The sequence below is a fragment of the Streptomyces sp. NPDC056503 genome (assembly GCF_042794995.1).
In the GTDB taxonomy this organism is placed as follows: Bacteria; Actinomycetota; Actinomycetes; order Streptomycetales; family Streptomycetaceae; genus Streptomyces.
On record NZ_JBHTST010000007.1, the window covers coordinates 63,721 to 83,896 of the forward strand.

Genomic DNA, 20,176 nt, shown 5'->3' on the forward strand with positions numbered 1-20,176 from the left:
GGTGGGGGGCCCACTGTTCAGCACGCCAGGGAGGGCGCTAGCCTCGTGACACCTTTGCACACGCGGGAGCTCGGAGCACCGGGCTGAGAGGGCGCTGATCACCGTACGCGCGTACTGACTGACGTACGTACGGGAGGAGGCTGCGCCGACCGCCGAACCTGTTACCGGGTAATGCCGGCGTAGGGAGATTCGGTCTCATGACCATTCAGGACGCACGCACGCCTGCCTCCGACCAGAACGACCAGAGCGACTCGAACGGCGCGCGCACGCCGGGCTGGCACAAGGGGTACGTCGAGGGCTCCCGCCCGGACCTCCGGGTGCCGGTCCGTCAGGTCCACCTCACCAACGGCAAGGACGTGACGCTGTACGACACGTCCGGTCCGTACACCGACCCCGCGGTCGACACCGACGTGCGCCGTGGACTGCTCCCGCTCCGCGAGAACTGGATCATCGCGCGCGGCGACACCGAGGAGTACGCGGGCCGTCCGGCCCGCCCCGAGGACGACGGCATCAAGCACACCTCGCCGCGCGGCGGCGGGCTCAAGAACCTCGACGCGGTCTTCCCGGGCCGCCCGCGGCTGCCCCGCCGTGGTCGCGCCGGCCAGGCCGTGACCCAGCTCGCCTACGCCCGCCGGGGGGAGATCACCCCGGAGATGGAGTACGTGGCGATCCGGGAGAACGTCTCCCCCGAGGTCGTCCGCGAGGAGATCGCGGCGGGCCGCGCGGTGCTGCCGGCCAACGTCAACCACCCGGAGATCGAGCCGATGATCATCGGCAAGCGGTTCCTGGTGAAGGTCAACGCCAACATCGGCAACTCCGCGGTCACCTCCTCCATCGAGGAGGAGGTGGAGAAGATGACCTGGGCGACCCGCTGGGGCGCCGACACGGTCATGGACCTGTCCACCGGCCGCAACATCCACACCACCCGCGAGTGGGTGCTGCGCAACTCCCCCGTGCCGATCGGCACCGTGCCGCTCTACCAGGCCCTGGAGAAGGTCGACGGCAAGGCCGAGGAGCTGACCTGGGAGATCTACAAGGACACGGTCATCGAGCAGGCCGAGCAGGGCGTGGACTACATGACCGTGCACGCCGGCGTGCTCCTGCCGTACGTGCCGCTCACCGCGCGCCGCAAGACCGGCATCGTCTCGCGCGGCGGCTCGATCATGGCGGCCTGGTGTCTCGCGCACCACAAGGAGAACTTCCTCTACACCCACTTCGAGGAGCTCTGCGAGATCCTGGCGGCGTACGACGTCACCTACTCGCTCGGCGACGGACTGCGGCCCGGCTCGATCGCTGACGCCAACGACGAGGCCCAGTTCGCGGAGCTGCGCACGCTCGGCGAGCTGAACACGATCGCCAAGCGGCACAACGTGCAGACGATGATCGAGGGCCCCGGGCACGTCCCGATGCACAAGATCAAGGAGAACATCGACCTCCAGCAGGAGATCTGCGAGGAGGCGCCGTTCTACACGCTCGGCCCGCTGACCACGGACGTCGCGCCCGCCTACGACCACATCACCTCCGGCATCGGCGCGGCGATGATCGCCTGGTGGGGCACGGCGATGCTCTGCTACGTCACGCCCAAGGAGCACCTGGGCCTGCCGAACCGCGACGACGTGAAGACCGGTGTCATCACGTACAAGATCGCGGCCCACGCGGCGGACCTCGCCAAGGGGCACCCGGGGGCGCAGGAGTGGGACGACGCCCTCTCCGACGCGCGCTTCGAGTTCCGCTGGGAGGACCAGTTCAACCTGGCCCTCGACCCGGACACCGCCCGTGAGTTCCACGACGAGACGCTGCCGGCGGAGCCCGCGAAGACCGCGCACTTCTGCTCGATGTGCGGTCCGAAGTTCTGCTCGATGAAGATCTCCCAGGACATCCGCCGTGAGCACGGCGGCACCCAGGAGGAGATCGAGGCCGGCATGGCCGGGAAGTCGGCGGAGTTCGCCGCCTCCGGCAACCGGGTCTACCTGCCCCTGGCGGAGTAGCGGTCCGCCGTACGCGCCGCACCCCGGCCCGCGGTCCACGGGGGGATCGCGGGCCGCGGTGCGTCAGGGGGCCGGGGGCGGCGGAGGTATCGGGGGTACCGGGTCGGGGTCGGGGTCGGTGGCGGTGAGGGCGGCCTGGAGGAAGGGGATGACGCCGCGCTCCAGGAGGGCGTGGCGCCAGGCGGCGCGGGCCCGGGTGAGTTCGTCGTCGGGCACGCCGGTCTCGGCGGGGCTGTTGCGGAGGGCCGTCAGCAGGAGGCCGGCGCCGGCGCAGAGCAGACCGGCGGCGGCGAGGGCGCCGAAGACCAGGCCGGCGGTGAGCAGCGTGGTGCCGAGGGCGGCGTCCGGCGCGAGCCACCTGACCACCGCGCCGACCAGGAGGAAGATCGCCGCGGCGGTGCCGGCGAGCACCGGGACGAGGACGGTGAGGACCGCGACGGCGCCCGGCGACTCGTCCGGGGCGGGGCTCCGGGGGCGGTTGGAGGCGGCGCGGTCCGCTTCGCGGACCTTGGTGAAGTGCTCGTACTCGCTCGCCGCCGCCGCGGTGATCAGCGCTGTCGCGTTCAGTGCCATCGCGCGGAGCTGGGCGGCGGTCAGCCGTGTGCCCGTTCCGGCGAGTTCCGGCCGTTCCGGCGCGGTGCGCAAGGCGTCGTCGAGGACCCGCTCGTACTCGGCGCGGTCCTCGGTCAGCAGGTGCGGAGCCACGTTCATGTGCATCCCCCGATGCTCGGTGGGCCGGGACCGGCCGTGGAGAACGGCGGTCCGGGCGGAAGCGGAGGAGAGCCTGCTAGCTGGGGAGACCGATGGTAGGGCCGCGACCGTGCGCGCTGACAGGGGGTTTCCGGAATTCGCCCGCCCCGGACGCACAGGGTGAGAGTCAGTCCCCCAGGGGGAGTTGGACCACCAGCAGCTTTCCGGCCATGGTGACGCCGCCGTCCATGGCGATGGCGAGCCCCTCGGCGTAGACGTGCGGGCCGTCGACGACCGGGCGCGAGTCCTCCTCGCCGTCCTCCGTGCCGACCTGGCCGAGGAGGTACGGGATCGGGCTGTGGCCGTGGACGATCCGCGAGCCGCCGTAGGTGCCGAGCAGCTCCTGGACGGCCTGCGGGCCGCCCTCGTCGCGGAAGGCGAAGCGCTTGGTGAACTTGCGGAAGAGGTCCCAGACCTCGTCGGCGTCGTTGCGCGTGAGGACCTCGTGGACCGTGTCGTTGACGTCCTCGATCGTCTGGCCGTACTCCAGGTACGCGGTCGTGTCCGAGTGCAGCAGGAGGTGGTCGTCCTCGCGGACGACGGCGTCGAGCCGGGACATCCACTGGAGGTGGACGTCCTGGAGGCGGTCCATGTCGTGCTTCTGCCCGCCGTTGAGCAGCCAGGCGGCCTGGAAGGTGGCGGTGCCGGCCCCGGAGTTGACGGGGGTGTCGCCGAAGCGCTTGGCGCCGATGAGGAGCAGCTCGTGGTTGCCCATGAGGGCCTTGCAGTAGCCGCCCGCGGCGGCGGCCTCGGCGGAGAGCCGCATGACGAGGTCGATGACGCCGATGCCGTCGGGGCCGCGGTCGGTGAAGTCGCCGAGGAACCAGAGCCGGGCGTTGCCCGCGGCCCAGCCGCCGTTCTCGTCGACGAGGCCCTGGGCGCGGAGGGCGGCGACGAGCTCGTCGAGGTAGCCGTGGACGTCGCCGACGACGTAGAGCGGGCCGGGGCCGTCACCGCCCGCGGCGGCGGGCGCGGGGGCCGCGGCCGGGGCGACGGGGACCTGGAGGGTGTCACCGCGCTGGATGACCGGGAGGTCGCGCTCGGTGGGGGTGTAGCCGTCCGGGAAGCCGTCGGGGAAGCCGGCGCCGGGGTGGGCGGAGGCGGCGCCGGGGTGGGGCGCGGTGACGACGGGGCGGGGCGCGGCGGGGTACGCGGCCGGCTCGGAGGGCGGCGTCGGCTCAGGACGCGCGGTCGGATCCGGCTGAGCGGCCGGTTCCGGGAACGCCTTGGGCTCGGGGTACGCCGGGGGTTCGGGGTGCGCGGCCGGCTCGGGGCGCGCCATGGGTTCGGGGCGTGCGGCCGCTTCCGGGAACGCGACCGGCTCGGGGTACGAGGCCAGGCGGGTGCCCAGGTGGAGTGTGGGATCGGCGGGCGCGGCGGGCGGCTCGCCCGCGTGGCCCTGCACGGGCACCCGGGCGTACGGAGGTACGCGGAAGTCACGCAATGTCGCCGTGCGCTCCACGGGATCCTGCCCGGCCCCCTGAGTCATCGACCCCTCCACCACCGTCGCGATGCCCTGCACATCGCGGACCGGCCTGGTCGGGGGGTCCGCGGTGTCGTGCGCCCATCATAGGAATGAGGGTCCGCCTGTGTGACGCACCAGGGGTGGTGAATCCGGGTTGGCTCCGGGTTCACCGGTTGTTTCGCCCGAATTGAGAAGGTCCAGTCCAGGGTCGGGTCCGGTGGGGCGGCCGGTTTCGCCGTCTCCGCCCACGGGCAGGGACGGGACGGCGCTCGTTCTCGGGGTCGTGCTCGGGTCCTGCTCGGGTTGCCGAGTCATGCCCGCGTGGTGCTGTGAGGCCGTGCCGAGAGCCGTGCCCGTGTCGTGCCGCGAGTCCTTCCCGGGTCGTGCCGTGAGCCGTTCCGGGTCGTGCTGTGAGCCGTGCTCGGGTCGGGCTCGGGTTCCGCTCGGGTCGTTCGTCCGGCCGCTCTTTCGGCGCGGCCGGAGTTCGGAGGGTGCCTTCCTTCGGGTGCTGCGGGCTCTCGGTCCGTCGGCCCGTCAGTCCTTCGCCGGTGAGCGCGGCGGGCTCACCGTCGTCCGCGGCGACCGGCGCTGCGAGGACGTGCGGACGATGAGTTCCGTCGGTATCACCTGCTCGACCGGGCCGTCCCCCTCGATCCCCTCGATGGCGTCGATGAGGAGCTGGACGACGGCGGTGCCGATGCGGCGCGGTTTGAGCGAGAGCGTCGTGACGGGCGGTTCGGTGGTGGCGTACACGGTGGACTCGCTGCAGCACACGATCAGCAGGTCGTCGGGGACGCGCAGCCCGTAGCGGCGGGCGGCGGCGAGGAGGTCGGTGCCGTTGGGGTCGAAGAGGCCGTAGACGGCGTCGGGACGGTCGGGGCGGGCGAGCAGCCGGTCGGCCGCGACGGCGCCCGCGCACGGGTCGTGCGCCGGGTAGGCCTCGTAGACGGGATCCTGTCCGACCCGCTCGCACCAGTTGAGGTACGCGGTGGTGGAGAGGCGGGTGTAGGTGTCGGTGGTGGTGCCGGTGAGGAGGCCGATCCGGCGCGCGCCGGCGTCGGCGAGGTGGTCGAGGAGGTCGAGGACGGCGGCCTCGTGGTCGTTGTCGACCCAGGCGGTCACCGGGAGCGTGCCGGCGGGGCGTCCGTCGGAGACGACGGGGAGGCCCTGGCGGACGAGCTCGGTGACGACCGGGTCGTGGTCGGAGGGGTCGATGACGACGGTGCCGTCGAGGGCGACGTTCGACCAGACGTCATGGCGTGATGTCGCGGGGAGGATGACGAGGGCGTAGCCGCGGGCTAGCGCGGCGGATGTGGCGGCCCTGGCCATCTCCGCGAAGTAGGCGAACTCCGTGAAGGTGAAAGGTTCATCCCCGTATGTCGTCACGGTCAGGCCGATGAGTCCCGACTTGCCTGTGCGGAGCGTGCGGGCCGCCGCGGAGGGGCGGTAGCCCAGCCGGTCGGCGACCTCGCGGACGTGCCGGCGGGTGGCGTCCGGGAGTCGGCCCTTGCCGTTGAGCGCGTCGGAGACAGTCGTGATGGAGACCCCGGCGGCGGCGGCCACGTCCCGGATGCCTGCCCGGCCCTGCCGGCTTCCCCGGGTCTGTGCCCGGCTCACCTGGTGCTTCCCTGCTGCTGTCATGGCGAGCCGATAGTAGGGCGATGAGGGGTGGGTGAGACGGCCGCATATGCAGGCATTGACAGGCACGTTTCTGCATGGTCGAACGGAGTCAAATGATGGAGAATCCAAGGTAGTTGAGGGGTTCTCCATGCGACTTGATGTTGTCGGACGGGATGAGCCTGGCGTGGGGGCGAGGTCTCGAAGAGGTCTCAACTCACCTCTACGAGGGATGCGCGCCACGGCGCTCGCCACCGGCGCACGCCACCCATCCGCGCGCCCCCTGCCTCGGGGAGGGGTGGCGGGAGGGGTTTTCCACAGAGTTGCAGGGCTGTTGTCCACAGCCCATTCGCACCGGACGGGAATCCTCATAAAGTGAGAAGCATTGGCGGTACGGACGGTCGAGGAGGCCACACTGTGAGCGAGACGAGCGGGACGAGCACGTCCACCCCGAAGCTGCGCGCCGAGCTGGACGGCGTCCCCACGTACAAGCCGGGCAAGCCGGCCGCGGCGGGCGGCCCGGTCGCCTTCAAGCTGTCCTCGAACGAGAACCCCTACCCGCCGCTGCCGGGCGTCATGGAGAGCGCGCTGGCCGCCGCGGCGAACTTCAACCGGTACCCGGACATGGCCTGCACCGCGCTCTCCGCGGAGCTGGCCGACCGCTTCGGCGTCCCGGTCTCCCACATCGCCACCGGCACCGGCTCGGTCGGCGTCGCCCAGTCGCTGCTCCAGGCGACCTCGGGCCCGGGTGACGAGGTGATCTACGCCTGGCGCTCCTTCGAGGCGTACCCGATCATCACCCAGATCAGCGGGGCCACCTCGGTGCAGGTGCCGCTGACCGACGACGAGGTGCACGACCTCGACGCGATGGCCGCGGCGATCACCGACCGGACCCGGCTGATCTTCGTCTGCAACCCGAACAACCCGACGGGCACCGCGGTGCGCCGCGCGGAGCTGGAGCGGTTCCTGGACCGGGTGCCCTCCGACGTCCTGGTCGTGATCGACGAGGCGTACAAGGAGTTCGTCCGTGACGCCGACATCCCGGACGGCGTCGAGCTCTACCGCGACCGGCCGAACGTGGCGGTGCTGCGCACCTTCTCCAAGGCGTACGGCCTGGCGGGGCTGCGGGTCGGCTTCGCGATCGCCCACGAGCCGGTGGCGGCGGCGCTGCGCAAGACGGCGGTGCCGTTCGGCGTGAGCCAGGTGGCGCAGGACGCGGCGGTGGCCTCGCTGCGGGCCGAGGACGAACTGCTCGGCCGGGTCGGCTCGCTGGTGGCGGAGCGCGAGCGGGTCCGCGCGGGGCTCGTGGCCCAGGGCTGGACGGTGCCGGACGCCCAGGCGAACTTCGTGTGGCTGCGGCTCGGCGAGCGGACCATGGAGTTCGCGGCGGAGTGCGAGCGGCACGGTGTGGTGGTGCGGCCGTTCGCGGGGGAGGGCGTGCGCGTCACGATCGGCGAGACCGAGGCGAACGACCTGTTCCTGAAGGTGACGGAGGGTTTCCGCCAGGGAGCCTGACGGCTCGGGCGGGTACCGGTCAGGCGCGTTCCACGCGGATCGGGTCGCCGTCGCGGACGGTGGCCAGGATCCGCGGGTCGTCGTCGAGCGAGCCCAGCAGATTGCACGGGCTCGCCAGCCGGCACTCCTCGCCCCGCGAGATCGGGGTCGGCCCGTAGGGGAGGGCGAGGGCGTCGCCGTCGGTCCAGAAGGCCACCGTGCCGGGATCGACGACCTGGCGCGCCCCGTCCTCGCGCGGGACCGAGACCGGAGTGTCGAAGTAGACCTCCTCGCCCCAGGTGCGGGCGGTGGAGACGATCGGCAGAGCCCCCAGGAGCGCCGTGCTCGTGGGGGTCTCGCCGAGGGTGGCCGTGGTGTGTCCGGCCGGCCAACTGATGCGTATCCGAAGGGTCATGGGCCGAATTCAACAATATGTTGAAGGCCTTGGGAAGGTGTGACCTTCGGTACAGCCCCCCACCCTCCAGTACGGATTTCGTATGAGTCATAATGCTTGTGAATGTGAACGCGTTCACAAGCGTGTCCCTGTTCATCCCGTAATAGGTGGGATTAAAGGGGCAGACTGCCGATGTGACCACGGCGATGTAAGGAGAAGACGACGTGGACCTAGCTCTGGCGCCGGAGACCTTGGCGCGCTGGCAGTTCGGCATCACCACCGTCTACCACTTTCTCTTCGTCCCCCTGACGATCTCGCTCGCCGCGCTCACCGCGGGGCTCCAGACCGCCTGGGTTCGGACCGGGAAGGAGAAGTACCTCAGGGCGACCAAGTTCTGGGGGAAGCTCTTCCTCATCAACATCGCGATGGGTGTCGTCACCGGCATCGTGCAGGAGTTCCAGTTCGGCATGAACTGGTCGGACTACTCCCGCTTCGTCGGAGACATCTTCGGCGCCCCGCTCGCCTTCGAGGCGCTCATCGCCTTCTTCTTCGAGTCCACCTTCATCGGACTCTGGATCTTCGGCTGGGACAAGCTGCCGAAGAAGATCCACCTCGCCTGCATCTGGATGGTGTCGATCGGCACCATCCTCTCCGCGTACTTCATCCTGGCCGCCAACTCCTGGATGCAGCACCCGGTCGGCTACCGCATCAACGAGGACCGCGGTCAGGGCCCGCGCGCCGAGCTCACCGACTTCTGGGCGGTGCTCACCCAGAACACCGCCCTCACCCAGTTCTTCCACACCATGACGGCCGCCTTCCTCGTCGGCGGCGCCTTCATGGTCGGCATCTCCGCCTTCCACCTGGCGCGCAAGCGGCACGTCCCGGTGATGCGGACCTCGCTGCGGCTCGGTCTGATCACGCTGATCATCGCCGGTCTGGGTACCGCGATCAGCGGTGACATGCTCGGCAAGGTCATGTTCAAGCAGCAGCCGATGAAGATGGCCGCCGCCGAGGCGCTGTGGGACGGCGAGGCGCCCGCGCCCTTCTCGATCTTCGCGATCGGCGACGTGGACAAGGGCCACAACAAGGTCGCCATCGAGATCCCCGGGATACTGTCCTACCTCGCCAACGGCGACTTCCACTCGTACGTCCCCGGCATCAACGACGTGAACAAGGCGGAGCAGGAGAGGTTCGGGCCCGGCGACTACCGGCCCAACATCCCCGTCGCCTACTGGGGCTTCCGCTGGATGATCGGCTTCGGCATGGCCTCGCTCGCCATCGGCGTCGTCGGACTGTGGCTGACCCGCAAGAAGTTCCTGATCGCCCCCGGACTGAGGACCGGTGAGGACGAGGTGCCGAACCTCGTCCTCTTCAAGAACAAGGCGCTCAGCCCGAAGATCGGCAAGTGGTACTGGATCGTGGCCCTCTGGACCATGCTCTTCCCGCTGATCGCCAACTCCTGGGGCTGGATCTTCACCGAGATGGGCCGTCAGCCCTGGGTCGTCTACGGAGTGATGCGCACCAGCGCCGCCGTCTCCCCCGGCGTCTCCCAGGGCGAGGTGCTCACCTCGATGATCGTCTTCACCACCCTCTACGCGATCCTCGCCGTCATCGAGGTCAAGCTCCTCGTGAAGTACGTGAAGGCCGGCCCGCCCGAGCTCACCGAGGACGACCTCAACCCGCCCACCAGGATCGGCGGGGACACCCGCGACGCCGACCGGCCCATGGCCTTCTCGTACTGAGGCTCAGGAGATCGAGGCATGGAACTCCACGACGTCTGGTTCGTACTCATCGCCGTCCTCTGGACCGGCTACTTCTTCCTGGAGGGCTTCGACTTCGGGGTCGGCGTCCTCACCAAACTGCTCGCCAGGAACCGGCCCGAGAAGCGGGTACTGATCAACACCATCGGACCCGTCTGGGACGGCAACGAGGTGTGGCTGCTGACCGCCGGCGGCGCGACCTTCGCCGCCTTCCCCGAGTGGTACGCGACCCTCTTCTCCGGCTTCTACCTGCCGCTGCTGATCATCCTGGTCTGCCTCATCGTCCGTGGCGTCGCCTTCGAGTACCGGGCCAAGCGGCCCGAGGAGAACTGGCAGCGCAACTGGGAACAGGCGATCTTCTGGACCTCGCTGATCCCCGCGATCCTGTGGGGCGTGGCCTTCGGCAACATCGTCCGCGGCGTGAAGATCGACGGCGATATGGAGTACGTCGGCAACTTCTGGGACCTGCTCAACCCCTACGCGCTCCTCGGCGGACTGGTCACGCTCACCCTCTTCACCTTCCACGGCACGGTCTTCGTGGCCCTCAAGACGGTCGGCGACATCAGGGTCAGGGCCCGGGCGCTCGCCCTGAAGCTGGGTCTCGTCACGGCGGTACTCGCCCTGGCCTTCCTGATCTGGACCCAGGTCGACACGGGTGACGGCTGGAGCCTCGCGGCGATGCTGATCGCGGCCGTCTCGCTGGTCGGCGCGGTCGGCGCGATCAAGGCGGGGCGCGAGGGCTGGTCGTTCGCGCTCTCGGGGGTGACGATCGCCGCCGCGGTCGCGATGCTCTTCCTGGCGCTCTTCCCGAACGTCATGCCGTCCTCGCTCGACCCCGCGTGGAGCCTGACGGTGACGAACGCTTCGTCGAGCCCGTACACGCTCAAGATCATGACCTGGTGCGCGGCCATCGCCACGCCGCTGGTCCTGCTCTACCAGGGCTGGACCTACTGGGTCTTCCGCAAGCGGATCGGCACCCAGCACATCGCCGACGCCCACTAGGGCATCGCCGGCGCCTGCCGGTGTCGTCGCCCGGGGCCCCCGAGGCCCTGGGCGCTCATCCAGAGGGGCATGTTTCACGTGAAACCGATCGACCCGCGTCTGCTCCGGTACGCCCGGGCGACCCGCTTCTTCCTCGTCGCGGTCGTCGTACTCGGCCTGGCCGGGGCGGCGCTGGTGATCGCCCAGGCGATGCTCATCGCCGAGATCGTGGTGGGGGCCTTCCAGAAGGGCCTCTCGGTCGCCGATCTGACCACTCCCCTGCTGCTGCTCGCCGGGGTCGCGGTGGCCCGGGGCCTCGTCTCCTGGCTGACCGAGCTCGCCGCCCACCGGGCCAGCGCGGCGGTGAAGTCCGAACTCCGGGGCCTGCTCCTGGAGCGGGCCACCGCGCTCGGGCCCGGCTGGCTCGGCGGGCAGCGCACCGGCTCGCTCATCGCCCTCGCCACCCGGGGGGTGGACGCGCTCGACGACTACTTCGCCCGCTACCTGCCCCAGCTCGGCCTCGCGGTCGTCGTCCCGTTGGCGGTCCTGGCGCGGATCGTCACCGAGGACTGGGTCTCGGCCGCGATCATCGTCGTCACCCTGCCGCTCATCCCGGTCTTCATGATCCTGATCGGCTGGTACACCCAGGCCAGGATGGATCGGCAGTGGAAGCTGCTCTCCCGGCTCTCCGGCCACTTCCTCGACGTCGTCGCCGGACTGCCCACACTCAAGGTCTTCGGCCGGGCCAAGGCCCAGGCCGCCTCGATCCGCGCCATCACCGCCGACTACCGGCGGGCGACCATGCGCACACTGCGGATCGCCTTCCTCTCCTCCTTCGCCCTGGAACTGCTCTCCACGCTGTCCGTGGCGCTGGTCGCCGTCACCATCGGCATGCGGCTCGTCCACGGCACCCTCGACCTCTACACCGGACTCGTCATCCTGGTCCTCGCCCCCGAGGCGTATCTGCCGCTGCGCCAGGTCGGCGCCCAGTTCCACGCGGCGGCGGAGGGGCTGGCGGCGGCCGAGGAGATCTTCGAGGTCCTGGAGACCCCGGTGCGGAGCGGTGGTACGCGGGCGGTGCCCGCCGACACGCGGCTGGAACTCGACCGGGTGACGGTGCGCCACCCGGGGCGCGCGGAGCCCTCGCTGGACTCGGCGAGCCTCACGGTGGAGCCGGGGGAGACGGTGGCCCTGGTCGGCCCGAGCGGTGCCGGGAAGTCGACCCTGCTCGACGTCGTCCTCGGCTTCACGGAGCCGGAGGCGGGTGGGGCGGTCCGGGTCGGGGGCGTGGATCTCGCGGAGCTGGATCTGGAGGCCTGGCGCGAGCGGATCGCGTGGGTGCCGCAGCGGCCGTGCCTCTTCGCCGGGACGATCGCCGAGAACGTGCGGCTCGCCCGGCCGGAGGCCGGTGACGAGGAGGTGCGGGCGGCGCTGCGGGACGCCGGCGCGGACTCCTTCGTGGACGCGCTGCCCGAGGGCGCCGGAACCGTGCTCGGCGAGGACGGGGCCGGTCTCTCGGCCGGCCAGCGGCAGCGGCTCGCCCTGGCGAGGGCCTTCCTCGCGGACCGGCCGCTGCTGCTGCTCGACGAGCCCACGGCGGCGCTGGACGGGGAGACGGAGGCGGGGGTCGTCGACGCGGTGCGGCGGCTGTCCGCCGGACGGACGGTGCTGCTGGTGGTGCACCGGCCGGCGCTGCTGGCCGTGGCGGACCGGGTGGTGACGGTCGCCTCGGCGGCTGCGCCGACGGACTCCGCAGGCGCCGACCGGCCCGCGTCGACGGTCCCCGGCTCCGTGGTGGGCGCGGACCGGCCCGCGTCGACAGTCCCCGCCTCCTCCGTCGTACCCGCGGCCCCGCCCGTCCCGGAAGCGGCGGAGCCGGTGCCCGCGCCCGAGCACGGCGTGCTCGCCCGCGTGCGGTCCATGGCCGGGGAGCTCAAGGGGCGGATGGGGCTCGCGCTGCTGCTCGGGAGTCTGGCCCTCGGGTCGGCCGTGGGACTCATGGCCGTGTCCGGTTGGCTCATCTCGCGGGCCTCGGAGCAGCCGCCCGTGCTGCACCTCATGGTCGCCGTGACCGCCACCCGCGCCTTCGGCATCGGGCGGGCCGTCTTCCGGTACGCCGAGCGGCTGGTCTCGCACGACGCCGTGCTGCGCATGCTCGCCGAGCTGCGGGTCTCCGTCTACTCCCGGCTGGAGCGGATCGCCCCCGCCGGACTGCGCCGTACCCGGCGCGGCGACCTCCTCGCCCGGCTCGTCCACGACGTCGACGCCCTCCAGGACTACTGGCTGCGCTGGCTGCTCCCGGCCGGTGCCGCGCTCGTCGTCGGGCTCGGCTCGGTCGGCTTCACCGCCTGGCTGCTGCCCGAGGCGGGCGCCGTGCTCGCGGTGGGCCTGCTCGTGGCGGGCGTGCTCGTGCCGCCGCTGGGTGCCACGCTGGCCCGCCGGGCCGAGCGGCGGCTCGCCCCGGCGCGCGGGGCGCTCGCGTCGGCCGTCGCCGACCCCCTGCGCGGCTGCGCGGAGCTGACCGTGGCCGGGGCGCTGCGGGACCGGCTCGACCGGGCGCGGGCCGCCGACCGCACCCTCACCGGCATCGCCTCCCGGCAGTCCGCCGCGGCCGCGCTCGGTGCCGGGCTCTCGGCCCTCGTGTGCGGCCTGACGGTGGTGGCCGCGGCCGGGGTCGGCGTGCAGGCGGTCCGTGACGGCCGGCTCGACGGGGTCGCGCTCGCGGTCGTCGTCCTCACTCCGCTCGCCGCCTTCGAGGCCGTGACCGGACTGCCGCTCGCCGTCCAGTACCGGCGTCGGGTCAAGCACAGCGCCGAGCGGGTCTTCGAGGTGCTCGACGCGCCCGTCCCCGTACACGAGCCGACGGTGCCCGCCGCTCCCCCGGCCGGGCCGTTCCCGCTGGAGCTGGCGGGGCTCTCCGCCCGGTACTCCGGGCAGGAGCGGCCCGCGCTCGACGGGTTCGCGCTCACCCTCGACGCCGGGCGGCGGGTGGCCGTCGTCGGTGCCTCCGGCTCCGGCAAGACCACGCTCGCCCAGGTGCTGCTGCGCTTCCTGGACACGGAGGCGGGGACGTACCGGATCGGCGGGGTGCCCGCCCGGGAGCTCGACGGCGACGAGGTACGCCGCTTCGTCGGGCTGTGCGCGCAGGACGCGCACCTCTTCGACAGCTCCCTGCGGGAGAACCTGCGGCTGGCCCGGACGGGCGCCGACGACGAGGAGCTGCGGGAGGCGCTGCGCCGGGCCCGGCTCCTCGACTGGGTGGACGGCCTGCCCGACGGGCTCGACACCCTGGTGGGCGAGCACGGCTCGAAGCTCTCCGGCGGCCAGCGGCAGCGGCTCGCGCTGGCCCGCGCCCTTCTCGCCGACTTCCCGGTCCTCGTGCTCGACGAGCCGGCCGAGCACCTGGACCTCGCCACCGCGGACGCGCTCACGGACGACCTGCTGCGTGCCACCGAAGGCCGTACCACCGTCCTCATCACCCACCGGCTGCGCGGGCTCGACGCGGTCGACGAGGTGGTGGTCCTGGACGGTGGCCGGACCGTGCAGCGCGGACCGTACGCCGAGCTCGCCGCCGAGGACGGTCCGCTGCGACGGATGCTGGAGCAGGAGCGGGCGGCCGACCTCCTCCTCGCCGGTGTCACGGCGACGACCTCGGCCGACCGTCCGACTTTTCTCTCCAAATAGGACTAACTAGGCTCAGGCTCATGACCGCCGCCGCCACGCCCGATTCCCCGGATCCCCTGGTCGCCGCCACCGAGGCCACACGCAGCCTCCAGGGGCTCTCCACGGAGCTGACCGCCCGCGTGCCGCAGCTGCTCGAAGCGATGCGGTCGGTGGGCACCGGCCTCGAACTCCACACCACCCTCGACCGGATCTGCGAGACCGCCGCCGAGCTGGCCGGCGCCCGCTACGCGGCGATCGGGGTCGTCGACGAGGAGGGCAAGGGCCTCTCCGACTTCGTCACGTACGGCGTCGGCGAGGACGTCGCCCGGCGCATCGGCCACCGTCCCGACGGGCACGCGGGGCTGCTCGGCGCGCTCATCCGCGATCCCCGGACGATCAGGCTCGCCGACCTCTCCTCCGACCCGCGCTCGGCCGGCTTCCCGCCCGGCCACCCGGTCATGCGGAGCTTCCTCGGCGTCCCCATCCGCGTCCAGGGCGAGATCTTCGGCAACCTCTACCTCGCCGAGAAGCGGAGCGGCGAGGAGTTCAACGACTACGACGAGCACATGGTCCGGGTCCTGGCCACCGAGGCGGGCATCGCCATCGGCAACGCCCGCCTCTACGAGGCCGCGCGCCAGCGCGAGCGGTGGATCGACGGCTCGGTCGCCGTCACCACCGCCCTGCTCTCCGGCGGCGACGCCGACGACGCCCTCGCCGTCGTCGCCGAACAGGCCCGGCGGCTCGCCGACGCGGACGCCGGGATCGTGCTGCTGCCGGCCGAGGAGGGCGGCCTGGAGATCGTCGCCGTCTCCTCCAACCGCCCCACGAAGTCCCTCGGCGTGGTGATCCCGCCGGAGAGCCAGGTCGTGGAACTGCTCCTGGACGGCGAGGCGGTCTTCGTCCAGGACGCCTCCACCGACCCGCGCATGATCAGCCACCTGACCTCCTCCTACGGGCCGAGCATGCTGCTGCCGCTGCAGAGCGGCGGCCGGATCCTGGGCGCGCTCGCGATGCCCCGCGCCCGGGGTTCCCGCCCCTTCTCGGAGGCCGAGCGGACCCTCGCCACCCAGTTCGCCTCGCAGGCCGCGCTCGCGCTGATGATGGCCGAGGCGCAGCGCGACCGGGAGCGGCTCGCGGTCTTCGAGGACCGCGACCGGATCGCCCGCGACCTGCACGACCTCGTCATCCAGCGCCTCTTCGCCACCGGGATGATGCTGGAGAGCGCCCAGCGGAAGGCGATCGTGCCGGCCGTCCAGGAGGGCGTCGGCAAGGCCGTGGACGAGCTGGACGTGACCATCCAGGAGATCCGTACGGCGATCTTCGCGCTCCAGCAGGGCCCGGCGGAGGCGCCGTCGGGGCTGCGCACGCGCGTGCTGCGGGAGATCAACATGGCGGCGGTGCCGTTGGGCTTCAAGCCCGCGCACCGCTTCCTCGGCGCCATCGACTCCACCGTCGGCGAGCTGACCGGCAAGAACCTGATCGCCGCGCTCCGCGAGGCGCTCTCCAACGCCTTCCGGCACGCCTCGGCGAGCCGCATCGAGGTCGTCGTCGACGCGAACGTGACCCTGCCGGACGGTTCTCCCGGGGTGCGGCTCACGGTCGCGGACGACGGTGTCGGCATGCCCGAGGGGGGCCGCCGCAGCGGTCTGCGCAACCTCGCCCGCCGCGCCGAGTCCCTCGGCGGCGCGAGCTGGTGCGGTCAGGGCCTCGCCGAGGACGGCGGCGGTACGTCGGTGGTCTGGGAGGCGCCGCTCTAGGCCGTCTCCGATCCGCCGCTCCAGGCCGTCTCCGATCCGAGGGAGACGGCCTGGCCGTAGCGGTCCCGCGCGTCGTCGCCCCTCGGGACCGCTACACCTGGCGGCTGTTCGCCTCCGCGGCCTCGGCGACGAGCTGTTCGATGACGACGGCGACGCCGTCGTCGTTGTTGCCGACCGTGCGGCCCGAGGCGGCGGCGACGACGTCGGGGTGGGCGTTGCCCATCGCGTACGAGCGGCCGGCCCAGCTCAGCATCTCGATGTCGTTCGGCATGTCCCCGAAGGCCACCACCTCGTCCGCCGAGATCCCCCGCTGCTCACAGCAGAGGGCGAGCGTCGAGGCCTTGGAGACGCCGAGGGCGCTGACCTCGATGAGCGCGGTGGGGCTGGAGCGGGTGAAGGAGGCCAGGTCGCCGGCGGCCTCGCGGGCCGTCGCGAGGAAGACGTCGGGGTCGAGCTCGGGGTGCTGGGCGAGCAGCTTGAGGACGGGCGCGGCGGCGCCGGGCGCCTCCTCGTACAGCAGCTTCTCGGCGGTGGCGACGGTGGCGCCGGGGTCGAGGAAGAAGGGCGGGTACAGCGGCTCGTAGTGGATGCCGGTGGTCATCTCGACGGCGAAGCTGGTGCCGGGGGCGGCGGCCCGCAGGGTCCGTACGACGTCGAGGGCGACGGGCCGGGCCAGCGGGCGGACCTGCTGGAAGGTGCCGCCCGCGTGCAGGTCCACGACGGCCGCGCCGTTGGCGCAGATGGCGAGGCCGTGGCCGTGGACGTGGGCGCTGACCACGTCCATCCAGCGGGCCGGGCGGCCGGTGACGAAGAAGACCTCGATCCCCGCCCGCTCGGCCGCGGCGAGGGCGGCGACGGTCCGCTCGGAGACGGACTTGTCGTCGCGCAGGAGGGTGCCGTCGAGGTCGGTGGCGACGAGACGGGCGGCGGGCCGGGAGGAGGGGCGGGGAGAGGTCACCTCCTTATGGTGCCGCACCCGGCGCACGGTCGTGCGGGTCACCGCACATTTGAGTGGGCACGTCGTCAGGGCGCGGCGGAGTGCGGCGAGCGCCGTCCGGGGTCCTGGGGCGGGGGCCGTCCGGTGGTGGTGGACGTACGCTCGGGGCATGAGTCTGCGCCTGAGCACCGTGATCCTGCCTGTCGACCGCTGGCACGAGGGCGGCCGCGCCACCTGGCAGCGCGCCGAGGAACTCGGCTTCCACGCCGCGTACACCTATGACCACCTGTCCTGGCGCAGCTTCCGGGACGGTCCGTGGTTCGGCGCCCTGCCGACCCTCACCGCCGCCGCGACCGTCACGGACCGGCTGCGCCTGGGCACCCTCGTCACCTCGCCCAACTTCCGGCACCCGGTGACCCTGGCCAAGGAGCTGATCTCGCTCGACGACATCTCCGGCGGCCGGGTCACCCTCGGCATCGGCGCCGGCGGCAACGGCTTCGACGCCACCGCGCTCGGTCAGGAGCCGTGGACGCCGAAGGAACGGGCCGACCGCTTCGCGGAGTTCGTCCCGCTGCTCGACCGGCTGCTCACCGAGGACGCGGTGACGGAGAGCGGCACGTTCTATTCGGCCGACGAGGCGCGCAACATCCCGGGCTGTGCGCAGCGCCCCCGGCTGCCCTTCGCGGTGGCCGCGACCGGGCCGCGCGGCATGCGGCTCGCCGCCCGGCACGGGCAGGCGTGGGTGACGACCGGCGACCCCAAGCTGTACGAGTCGGGCACGGCGGCCCAGTCGGTGGAGGCCCTGCGCGGTCAGGTCGAGCGGCTCGGCAAGGCGTGCGCGGAGATCGGCCGGGACGCGGCGGAGTTGGACAAGGTGCTGCTCACCAGCTTCACCCCGGAGAAGAACGCGGTGCTCTCCTCCCTGGAGGGCTTCGTGGACTTCGCCGGCACCCACCGCGAACTCGGCTTCACCGAGATCGTGATCCACTGGCCGATCCAGGACTCGGTCTTCGCCGCCGACCAGGCCGTCTTCGAGTCCATCGCGACGGAGGCCCTGGCCCGCCTCGGCTGATCGGCGCCCGGTCGGCCTACGTGGGGCCGGCCCATGTGGGGCCGGCCCATGTGGGGCCGACCTACGTGGGGCCGGTCGGTGGGGGGCCGGCCGCCGGCGTGCGGCTGATCGCGGGTGGTCCCGTGTCCGCCGGCCCGGTCAGCGGACGCGGCCGCTCAGCCACGGCGTGAGCGCCATCATCGGGATGAGCTCCTTGTAGGTCTGCCCGCCGGGCACCGGGACGATCAGCCACTGGCCGGGCGGGAAGAACCGTCCCTTCACATGCGCCAGGCCGGTGTGGACCGCCCGCACGAAGCCGGGGACGGCGTCCCTCGGCACGTCGTCGAACTCGACGCCGTCCACCGTGATCCTGGCGTCGTCCTCCGGGTAGAGCCGTACGGCGACGTGCGGCGAGCCGCCGAGTTCGACGAAGGCCTCGTGCGGCAGCGAGCCGTCCTCGTCGAGCACGCCGAAGGCGTCGGCGGAGGTACGGCGGGAGGTCTGGTCCGTTCCGATGTCGTCGGTGACCGTGATCTCCAGGTGGAACTCCTGGGCGAGCGCGCGAACAGCCTCGACGGCGGCCTGGGTGCTGGGCAGATGCGGGTGCGGCATGACCCGATCATGCCCCAGCGCGCGGGGCGGCCCCGGAGGGCGGTCTCCCGCTCAGCCGGGGAAGCGGATGAACTCCGCCGGTACCGCCGCCGTCAGCCAGACCCCGTTGGCGCTGACCCGGAACTCGTGTCCCGCCCGGTGCATCGCCCCCGCGTCCACGCTCAGCACCACCGGCCGGCCCCGCCGCGCCCCGACCCGGGTCGCCGTCTCGCGGTCGGGGGAGAGGTGCACGTCGTGGCGGGCCATGGGCCGCAGCCCCTCCGCCCGGATCGCGGGCAGCCGGTCGCCGACGGTGCCGTGGTAGAGGTACGCGGGCGGTTCGGCGGCCGGCAGGTCCAGGTCGACGCCGATCGTGTGGCCCTGGCTGGCCCGGATCCGGGTGCCCTCGACGGCGAACCGCTTCTTGTCGTTGGAGGCGACCACGTGGTCCAGCTCCGCGCGGCTGATCGGGAAGCCGTGGGCGGCCGCGGCGCCGAGCAGGGCGTCGATCTCGGTCCATCCGTGCGCGTCCAGGACGAGGCCGATCCGCTCGGGCTGGTGCCGCAGATGCTTCGAGAGGTACTTCGACACCCGCACCGTACGACGTTCGTCCATCGTTCTTCCCCGTTCAGGTTTGGTCCACAGCCAACATGGGTTATCCACAGATCAGTTGAGGATTCTGTGGACAACTGCCCCGAAGAATCAAATGGTTTATCGAACCGTGGGGGAATTGGGGGCATTTAGCGTCAATGCGTCCAATGTCCTTTTGTTGACCTCGCGTTCCGCCGCCGCCGTCAGGAACTCCGCGACGGCCTCCGGGCCGACCAGCGCCTGTACGGCCCTGATCGTGTCCGCCGGTATCTGCACCTGGCGCGGCTCGTCGCCCCTCGGCGACGGGCCCTCGGGCGACAGGTGGATCTGGAGATGACGGGTCGCCAGGATCCGCATGGCCCTGGCCAGTTCCGCGTCCACCGTCTGCTGCGCGAGCGGACGGAGCCGCCGGACCATCGTCGCCGCCTCGGCCGCGTCCGAGTCCGTCGGCGGCCGGTGCTCCAGATAGCGGGCGAAGACGTGCTCGGTGGTGAACTCCAGGAAGCGGACCGCTATGTGCTCGACCTGCTCCCGAAGTTCCCTGAGATGACCGGTGATCGCGGACAGCGGTACCCCCGCCGCGTACAACTCCACCGCCACCGCCAGCTCTTGGGGGCTGGGAACCAGATACTCCTCGGCCTCCCGGTCCGGGAGCCGCTCCAGGACGCCGAGCTCGACCGCCTCCCGGACGGCGTCCTCGTCCGGGGCGCCGCCGAACCGGGCGTCGAGCTCCGCGCGGGTGATCCGGGCCGCCTCCTCGTCCGTCCACGGCCCCTCGACCTCCGCGACGAGCCCGAGCACCCCGCCGAGCCCCCGACCGGTGTCCCAGGCGTCGAGGAGCTCCTTGATCGAGGCCAGCGTGTAGCCCCGGTCGAGGAGGTCGGCGATCTGGTGCAGCCGGGCCAGATGGCTGTCCCCGTACACGTTCGACCTGCCCCGCCGCTCCGGGCGGGGCAGCAGGCCGCGGTCCTGGTAGGCGCGGATGGTCCGGACCGTGGCCCCGCTGTGATGGGCGAGGTCCTCGATCCGGTACTCCACTCGCACTGCTGACTGCTCGGACATCCCGCTCCCACCGACCGATCGCTCCACCCCGCGCGGGGCCCTCCTGCGAGGGATCGTACGACCGCCCGCCCGTCC

At 72.1% G+C, this 20,176-nt stretch carries 15 protein-coding genes and 1 riboswitch; of the genes, 7 read left to right on the forward strand and 8 right to left on the reverse strand.

What is annotated here, in order from left to right:
• Nucleotides 1–52: 52 nt before the first annotated feature.
• Nucleotides 53–203: riboswitch (TPP riboswitch) on the forward strand.
• Nucleotides 198–1,988 carry a phosphomethylpyrimidine synthase ThiC gene (thiC, locus tag ACFQ8C_RS03725; protein WP_383451923.1) on the forward strand — a complete coding sequence of 597 codons (1,791 nt, stop codon included), beginning with the start codon at nt 198–200 and terminating at the stop codon, nt 1,986–1,988. Its footprint overlaps the riboswitch before it by 6 nt.
• Nucleotides 1,989–2,051: 63 nt before the next feature.
• Here thiC and ACFQ8C_RS03730 read toward each other — a convergent pair whose 3' ends face one another.
• The 3 genes from ACFQ8C_RS03730 to ACFQ8C_RS03740 form a co-directional block, all read right to left on the reverse strand.
• Complete coding sequence (locus ACFQ8C_RS03730) at nt 2,052–2,705, reverse strand: hypothetical protein (protein ID WP_383451925.1); 654 nt, start codon at nt 2,703–2,705, stop codon at nt 2,052–2,054.
• A gap of 160 nt (nt 2,706–2,865) precedes the next feature.
• A complete protein-coding gene (locus ACFQ8C_RS03735; RefSeq protein WP_383451927.1) occupies nt 2,866–4,227 on the reverse strand; it encodes a metallophosphoesterase in 1,362 nt (453 codons plus the stop codon).
• 510 nt (nt 4,228–4,737) lie between these two features.
• The gene (locus ACFQ8C_RS03740; protein WP_383451929.1) at nt 4,738–5,844 is read right to left on the reverse strand and encodes a LacI family DNA-binding transcriptional regulator; all 1,107 of its coding nucleotides are present in this window, start codon (nt 5,842–5,844) and stop codon (nt 4,738–4,740) included.
• 393 nt (nt 5,845–6,237) lie between these two features.
• On the opposite strand from ACFQ8C_RS03740, the gene hisC reads away from it, so the two are divergent.
• A complete protein-coding gene (hisC, locus tag ACFQ8C_RS03745; protein WP_383451931.1) occupies nt 6,238–7,335 on the forward strand; it encodes a histidinol-phosphate transaminase in 1,098 nt (365 codons plus the stop codon).
• A gap of 19 nt (nt 7,336–7,354) precedes the next feature.
• Here the strand turns inward: hisC and ACFQ8C_RS03750 are convergent, their stop codons facing one another.
• Nucleotides 7,355–7,729 carry a cyclophilin-like fold protein gene (locus tag ACFQ8C_RS03750; RefSeq protein WP_383451933.1) on the reverse strand — a complete coding sequence of 125 codons (375 nt, stop codon included), beginning with the start codon at nt 7,727–7,729 and terminating at the stop codon, nt 7,355–7,357.
• Nucleotides 7,730–7,932: 203 nt separating this feature from the next.
• Here ACFQ8C_RS03750 and ACFQ8C_RS03755 point away from each other — a divergent pair, with 203 nt between their 5' ends.
• From ACFQ8C_RS03755 to ACFQ8C_RS03770, 4 genes are all read left to right on the forward strand, one after another.
• The gene (locus ACFQ8C_RS03755) at nt 7,933–9,450 is read left to right on the forward strand and encodes a cytochrome ubiquinol oxidase subunit I (RefSeq protein WP_383451935.1); all 1,518 of its coding nucleotides are present in this window, start codon (nt 7,933–7,935) and stop codon (nt 9,448–9,450) included.
• A gap of 18 nt (nt 9,451–9,468) precedes the next feature.
• On the forward strand, nt 9,469–10,470 hold the full coding sequence (gene cydB / locus ACFQ8C_RS03760; RefSeq protein ID WP_383451937.1) for a cytochrome d ubiquinol oxidase subunit II: 1,002 nt from the start codon (nt 9,469–9,471) through the stop codon (nt 10,468–10,470).
• Between the two features lie 78 nt (nt 10,471–10,548).
• Nucleotides 10,549–14,133 carry a thiol reductant ABC exporter subunit CydD gene (gene cydD, locus ACFQ8C_RS03765; RefSeq protein ID WP_383452002.1) on the forward strand — a complete coding sequence of 1,195 codons (3,585 nt, stop codon included), beginning with the start codon at nt 10,549–10,551 and terminating at the stop codon, nt 14,131–14,133.
• A 20-nt stretch (nt 14,134–14,153) separates the two neighbouring features.
• Nucleotides 14,154–15,869: a GAF domain-containing sensor histidine kinase gene (locus ACFQ8C_RS03770; RefSeq protein WP_383451938.1), complete on the forward strand. Its 1,716-nt coding sequence runs from the start codon at nt 14,154–14,156 to the stop codon at nt 15,867–15,869.
• Nucleotides 15,870–15,960: 91 nt separating this feature from the next.
• Here the strand turns inward: ACFQ8C_RS03770 and ACFQ8C_RS03775 are convergent, their stop codons facing one another.
• Nucleotides 15,961–16,827: a Cof-type HAD-IIB family hydrolase gene (locus ACFQ8C_RS03775; RefSeq protein WP_383451940.1), complete on the reverse strand. Its 867-nt coding sequence runs from the start codon at nt 16,825–16,827 to the stop codon at nt 15,961–15,963.
• A gap of 148 nt (nt 16,828–16,975) precedes the next feature.
• Between ACFQ8C_RS03775 and ACFQ8C_RS03780 the strand changes: the two genes are divergently transcribed.
• Nucleotides 16,976–17,878, forward strand: a complete 903-nt coding sequence (locus tag ACFQ8C_RS03780) for an LLM class flavin-dependent oxidoreductase (protein WP_383451942.1) — start codon at nt 16,976–16,978, stop codon at nt 17,876–17,878.
• 138 nt (nt 17,879–18,016) lie between these two features.
• Here the strand turns inward: ACFQ8C_RS03780 and ACFQ8C_RS03785 are convergent, their stop codons facing one another.
• The 3 genes from ACFQ8C_RS03785 to ACFQ8C_RS03795 all read right to left on the reverse strand — a co-directional run bounded on the left by ACFQ8C_RS03785 (nt 18,017) and on the right by ACFQ8C_RS03795 (nt 20,101).
• On the reverse strand, nt 18,017–18,469 hold the full coding sequence (locus tag ACFQ8C_RS03785; protein WP_383451944.1) for a hypothetical protein: 453 nt from the start codon (nt 18,467–18,469) through the stop codon (nt 18,017–18,019).
• A gap of 51 nt (nt 18,470–18,520) precedes the next feature.
• On the reverse strand, nt 18,521–19,063 hold the full coding sequence (locus ACFQ8C_RS03790) for an RNA 2'-phosphotransferase (protein WP_383451946.1): 543 nt from the start codon (nt 19,061–19,063) through the stop codon (nt 18,521–18,523).
• Between the two features lie 96 nt (nt 19,064–19,159).
• On the reverse strand, nt 19,160–20,101 hold the full coding sequence (locus ACFQ8C_RS03795) for a MerR family transcriptional regulator (protein ID WP_383451948.1): 942 nt from the start codon (nt 20,099–20,101) through the stop codon (nt 19,160–19,162).
• Between the last annotated feature and the right edge of the window lie 75 nt (nt 20,102–20,176).